The 5,702-nt window shown below is 36.1% G+C and carries 7 protein-coding genes; 6 read left to right on the top strand and 1 reads right to left on the bottom strand.

Annotated features, from left to right (window positions below; genetic code table 11):
• Nucleotides 1-188 precede the first annotated feature (188 nt).
• From AC22ZQ_RS12105 to AC22ZQ_RS12085, 5 genes are all read left to right on the top strand, one after another.
• A complete protein-coding gene (locus AC22ZQ_RS12105) occupies nucleotides 189-596 on the top strand; it encodes a hypothetical protein (protein WP_318959030.1) in 408 nt (135 codons plus the stop codon).
• Between the two features lie 2 nt (nucleotides 597-598).
• Entirely contained in the window at nucleotides 599-1,024 is a 426-nt protein-coding gene (locus AC22ZQ_RS12100) for a DUF4279 domain-containing protein (protein WP_318959029.1), read from the top strand.
• Between the two features lie 4 nt (nucleotides 1,025-1,028).
• Entirely contained in the window at nucleotides 1,029-1,406 is a 378-nt protein-coding gene (locus AC22ZQ_RS12095) for a hypothetical protein (protein ID WP_318959028.1), read from the top strand.
• Nucleotides 1,399-1,896, top strand: a complete 498-nt coding sequence (locus tag AC22ZQ_RS12090) for a DUF4265 domain-containing protein (protein ID WP_318959027.1) — start codon at nucleotides 1,399-1,401, stop codon at nucleotides 1,894-1,896. Before AC22ZQ_RS12095 ends, AC22ZQ_RS12090 begins: the two co-directional genes overlap by 8 nt.
• 987 nt (nucleotides 1,897-2,883) lie before the next feature.
• Complete coding sequence (locus tag AC22ZQ_RS12085) at nucleotides 2,884-3,693, top strand: 2,3,4,5-tetrahydropyridine-2,6-dicarboxylate N-succinyltransferase (protein ID WP_318959026.1); 810 nt, start codon at nucleotides 2,884-2,886, stop codon at nucleotides 3,691-3,693.
• A gap of 140 nt (nucleotides 3,694-3,833) precedes the next feature.
• On the opposite strand, the gene AC22ZQ_RS12080 is transcribed toward AC22ZQ_RS12085, so the two are convergent.
• On the bottom strand, nucleotides 3,834-4,628 hold the full coding sequence (locus AC22ZQ_RS12080; RefSeq protein ID WP_318959025.1) for a hypothetical protein: 795 nt from the start codon (nucleotides 4,626-4,628) through the stop codon (nucleotides 3,834-3,836).
• 174 nt (nucleotides 4,629-4,802) lie between these two features.
• Here AC22ZQ_RS12080 and meaB point away from each other — a divergent pair.
• The coding region (gene meaB / locus AC22ZQ_RS12075; RefSeq protein WP_318959024.1) for a methylmalonyl Co-A mutase-associated GTPase MeaB at nucleotides 4,803-5,702 on the top strand (900 nt) is incomplete at its 3' end.

Here is a 5,702-nt window from a genome sequence, read left to right as displayed (position 1 = left end):
GTTAGATTTTTAGACTTTTAGATGGAGTGATGCTATTTAAAAATATAAGAACGAACTGAACTTCGTGATTTAAAGATTTAATAATTGCGGGGTTGAGGGTTGTCCTTCGGCTCTGTTCAGGAATCTTAGTTTGAAGGGTTGAGGGTTTGCAACAGAAAATTTTAACTTAGTATTACTAATTTAAAATCATGCTAAAAACACTTTTAATTCTTTTCCTTTTAACAAGTCAGTTTAGCGCTGCACAAAATGGATATGACAATTGGAAATATGCTTATTTGGAAATAGATTTTAAGTATGCTGAAATATTTACCGACTCGACTTTAATTCAAGTACTAATGGTGAACAATAAAACCCAAGATAGCACGGCCTTTGAGTTTTCTGGTGATTCTCTATCATCTGTTAGGTCTCCCTTAGTGTTGGGTGGAAAATACACTTTGGTAATTTTTGAAAACTATACAAAAGTTTTTAGAGAAGAAGATTTAACAATACCACCAGACAGAATAACATTTATTGACTATGTAAAACAGCCAAGCGTACCATCACCACCAAAAAAGAAAAAGTCTATACGCGTTATTCCTAGGTATGAAGATGAGTAATTATGACAAATAAAAAAACATATATCTACTTTGCCCTGAAAGGAGGTGATTTCAACCCTAGAGAATTTTCTGAAATCTTTGAACTTGATGCGACATACGCCATTAAGAAAGGTGAAAAAGGAAGATACATTGCCAAAAGTAAGTACTCTATATGGCAGTATGGTACACCAAAACTTGCAAACGATAGTGATTTATATGATCATGTATTGGATCTTACCAATACTCTATTCCCGAAAATTGATGAAATAAATAAGTTCAAAGAAAAATACGATTTACACAGTGTACTTCAATTTGTACTAGAAATTGATTTTAACGAGGAGTTGAACACACCGGCTTTGGGCTTAGATGAGAAAACAATAGAATTTCTTTATAAAACTAAAACCGTTGTTGATGTAGATATGTATAGAGATGATTCAACAAAAATGTAAAACAATGAAACTTTCCATCCCCAAAGGGTGCGACAATGCGCCGAAAAAAGATTTTTTGGTTAATATCAATATGGCCTATACTCGCAGAGATTTGACTGCCTTGCGTGAAGCTTTTACAGACAAATTCGCTTGGAATTGTTTAGAAACACAAAAAATAGTGTCGAAAGATGATCTCAACGAAAGCATTTTTATGGATAGTCCAATTAGAGCTCTCTGCTTAGAAAAAGTCCTTACCCACGGACGAGAAGGCGCCGTAATGGGTAAAATGACCTGCGAAAATGGAATCATTTACGCTTTCTCTGAATTCTATGAATTCAGCGGCGCCAAGGGTGATAAGGTAAAAAGTATTACGCGGTTTATAGTACCTTTAAATCATGGATAAATCTGAACTCGTAAAAATTAAAACTGAATATTACAGTGATGTATTAGAAGAACGCACTATTGAAACTTTATGGGCTAAAATTCATGATCTTCGTAAAGGCTTATACCAAATCGACAATATCCCTTTTTATGGAGCTCCCTTTGCATGTAAGGACATTATTCATGCGATAGTAGACGAAGATGGAGTTCTTTGCTTTCAGAAAGTTATTAGAGCTTCTAACCATTCCATACTTCAAATTTTTGTTCACCAAAAGAACACGTTAAATTCAGAAATACGTGATTGGTTTAAGGATGTAAATTGTAGCACAGAGGGTGTTAGTGAAAATTATTTCGTAGTTGATGTGCCAATGAAAATAGACTATAAAAAACTCCAAGACTCATTGAAGCGAAAAGAAACGGAAGGCATTGTAGAATTTGCAGAAGCTTTACTTTCTAAAAAACATAAGAAGGATTTGAAAACGTCTATTTTCAGGAAGTTTTTGAAAAGCTAATTTTTTCGATGTCTAAACTTGTATTTTTTTAGATTTCTACGAATACCAATATTTGTAATTGTTTTAGTTCGGATAGATAGGCTTTCAAAAGCTAGGAAATTTTCTTTAAAAAGGACTCGCTCTTGATTCTTCTCCCTTTATCTATCTCTCTTCTACACCTTGTAATATGTTTTTTGTTCAACTTCAGTTGAGTCATTCCAAAAGTCACCTTCCTCTTAGCGGATGAATTGAGTGAGTCGCGCAATGATTTCAGAGTTTTCATTTTCCAATGTCCAAAATTGCTAGTAACTTTAATCAAAATTTATGAACCCAAATATTCAATCATTTTTGGCATACCTTAAGCAAAAACTGTACACCAACTTCAATATGGGCGTATTCAGTATTATTTTTGGCTTTGCTTGTTTTTACCTCTATTTTGGATTCCTAGGAATGGTCATATTTCCTTTTTTTGTTATTTCAGGTATTGTAGCTATTATAATAGCCGAAGTACACGTAATACTAAAAATTTTTATTCTAGTCCCTACTCTATACTTTGCATACTTAATCTATGTACCTTATTTGTAAAAGTTAAATTGATTTCCATTCTGATTTTAAACCAACAGCCTCTTGCTCCCTACTCACACTCAATACTGACTTCTGCCGCGGATAGCAGTGGCAGCGCCGCTGGCTGAAAAGTTAGGAAAACAGTTGGGGCCAATACGACCAGCGGAAGTGTTGGGGCCAGCTTTGGTTGACTTGCTTTTTAGCCTGGGGACTACAACGTATAGCCGCTTAAGGCAGCCAAATAGAAATAATCTCTCGACTTCGCTCGAGAACCTGTTAAAAATCAAAATTTAAATTTCGCTGTAGGCTTGTTCTATACTCACGCTAAAACTTCGTTCATCTCAACAAAAATTGAGAAAAATGTAAAAATTCTGTTTTCTCGACTAATCTACATGGCTATTCTCGGATAAGACCCTAATTTTGTGGCACAAGTTGAAAAAAGTTATGCAAGAAATCATAGAAAAAGCATGGGAAGACAGAAGTCTTTTAGAAGATGCTAAAACGATAGAGACAATTAATCAAGTAATTGAGGAAATTGACAAAGGAAGATTACGCGTTGCTGAGCCAGATGGTAACGGTGGTTGGAAAGTGAACGAGTGGGTAAAGAAGGCAGTAGTTTTGTACTTCCCTATTCGTAAAATGGAAACAATCGAGGTTGGTCCATTCGAATTCCACGATAAAATGGCTTTGAAAACAAACTACAAAGAATTGGGTGTACGTGTAGTACCTCATGCTGTAGCACGTTACGGAGCATACGTTTCTGCTGGAGTAATTATGATGCCATCTTACATCAACATTGGTGCTTACGTAGACGCGGGTACTATGGTAGATACATGGGCAACGGTTGGATCTTGTGCGCAAATTGGTAAAAACGTTCACTTGAGTGGTGGTGTTGGAATTGGTGGTGTATTGGAGCCATTACAAGCTGCACCAGTAATCATCGAAGACGGTGCTTTCATCGGATCTAGATGTATTGTTGTTGAAGGTGTGCGCGTAGAGAAAGAAGCCGTATTGGGTGCAAACGTAGTATTGACAAAATCTACAAAAATCATTGACGTAACAGGAGATGAGCCTGTTGAAACAAAAGGTGTAGTTCCTGCACGTTCTGTTGTAATTCCAGGTTCTTACACGAAAGAATTCCCAGCTGGATCTTACCAAGTTCCTTGTGCATTAATCATCGGAAAACGTAAAGAAAGTACAGATTTGAAGACTTCTTTAAACGATGCATTGAGAGAGCACAATGTTGCTGTCTAGTTAGGAGTTAAGAAATTATGAGTTAAGAGTTTGTGGGGAGTGATAAGTGACACGTGATAAGTCAGAAGTGGCTTGATTCTTAACGATGGATAGAAAAGGGATGCGATCTTAGGGTTGTGTCCCTTTTTTAGTAACTAAAACTAATATAGATTACGTACATAAAAATCATGTTCATTTTTCATAAATACTTCCTCATGTTTTTTAACTATTTGATTGAAAACAGTTTGAGTAATTTTTTCTTCCTTCAAGTTTATCTTTAGTAAATCTTTGACTATATCAATACTTCTAAAGAAAAATCGGTAGTAATAGTAATCTCTAATAATTTTTTTTGGATGATTTTTATAAAAATTGACATTCTGTACATGATTCTTTTCAAACTCTTCCTTTAACAGTTTTGTTGCCTGTATCTCAGAAATTTTCATCGCGTTAAATTCATGAGCGTTTCTTACAATTCTGTTCATAACATACGATGGAAAAACATTATGAATATTTGTTCTTAAAAGAATAACTCCTTGAACCAGCTGTTGACTATTTTCAACAAAACCTAATTCAATCCATCTCTGAATCACATCAAGATCATTATATACTCTACTTAGAAACTCTAACGTTTCTCTTTTTTCAGTTGGGGCATACAAAAACTCACTTATTTTTATGGTTAATTCATATTCGTTTGACTTTATCCTGTCGGTTTTTTGTTTAGAATAAACCCAATGAATTAAAAATAAATTGGCCGCTCCTACGAATATAGAAGCAACAATACCACTAGTTCCAGAAAAATAACTCCCTAGTTCTCCCCAATACTGCATCCTTACGTTATCCATCCCTTCTACTGAGGATGATGCTCCTAGGAAAATAAAAAATGGTGCTAAAACTAGGATTAAACAAACCACCAAAATTGTGATAATAATGCCTTTGATAAATGGGTCTTTGATCATAAGTTAAGTTTCAACGAAAATAACACTTTAAATTTTTGAATCCTTAAATTTTTGAATTCCCCAAAGAGGTGTCCCTTTTTTAGTGAATAGAAATTCTATCTTTGAAAACAAGGCATTTCCCTACAGAAAGCCCCCTTTTTGAATTTTAAATCTTGAATCTTGAATTTAAACGGCATGAATGAAGAGCAGTTAAAGCGCTGGATGGAAAAGCGAAAGCAACGTAAAGAAGCTTTGACCAAAGACAAACTGATGGAAGGTATCCTTGCGGGTAACCTAACGGCTTTGAGTTCTGCCATCACCTTATTGGAAAGCAATTTACCGCAAGACAAAGCTACGGCCAAGGAATTGGTGAGCGCGTGTTTACCGCATGCTGGAAATTCTATACGTGTTGGAATTACAGGGGTACCAGGAGTTGGTAAAAGTACCTTTATTGAGTCCTTTGGGATGCACTTGCTCCAAGAAAACAAAAAGGTAGCGGTGTTGGCCATAGACCCTTCTTCGGAGAAAAGCGGTGGAAGTATTTTGGGGGATAAAACAAGAATGCAGGAGCTTTCGCAGCAAAGCAATGTTTTTATTCGTCCGTCTGCGGCAGGTGACTCTTTAGGAGGTGTGGCCCGTAAAACCAGAGAAGCTATTTTCTTGTGTGAAGCGGCTGGATTTGAAATTATCTTGATAGAAACTGTCGGTGTAGGTCAATCAGAAACAGTCGTTCACTCCATGGTGGATTTCTTCTTGTTATTGATGTTGGCCGGTGCTGGAGACGAATTGCAAGGAATTAAACGCGGTATCATGGAAATGGCCGATGCTTTAGTGATTACCAAAGCCGATGGCGACAACATCAAAAAAGCCAACTTGGCGCGCAGAGAATACCAAAATGCCATGCACCTTTTTCCACCCAATAAAAACGAATGGATACCCAAAGCGCTAACGGCAAGTTCATTGACCAATACGAACATAGACAAGGTTTGGCAAACCATAATATCCTTTGAAAACCAAACCAAAATCAACGGCTGGTTCAAACAGAAAAGACAGTCGCAAGATAAATACTGGATGAATGAAAGTTTGAAAGAATTG

Source organism: Lishizhenia sp. (assembly GCF_057456495.1).
The sequence above is the reverse complement of the archived record's forward strand: the minus strand, read 5'-3'. Positions and strand labels throughout refer to the sequence as shown.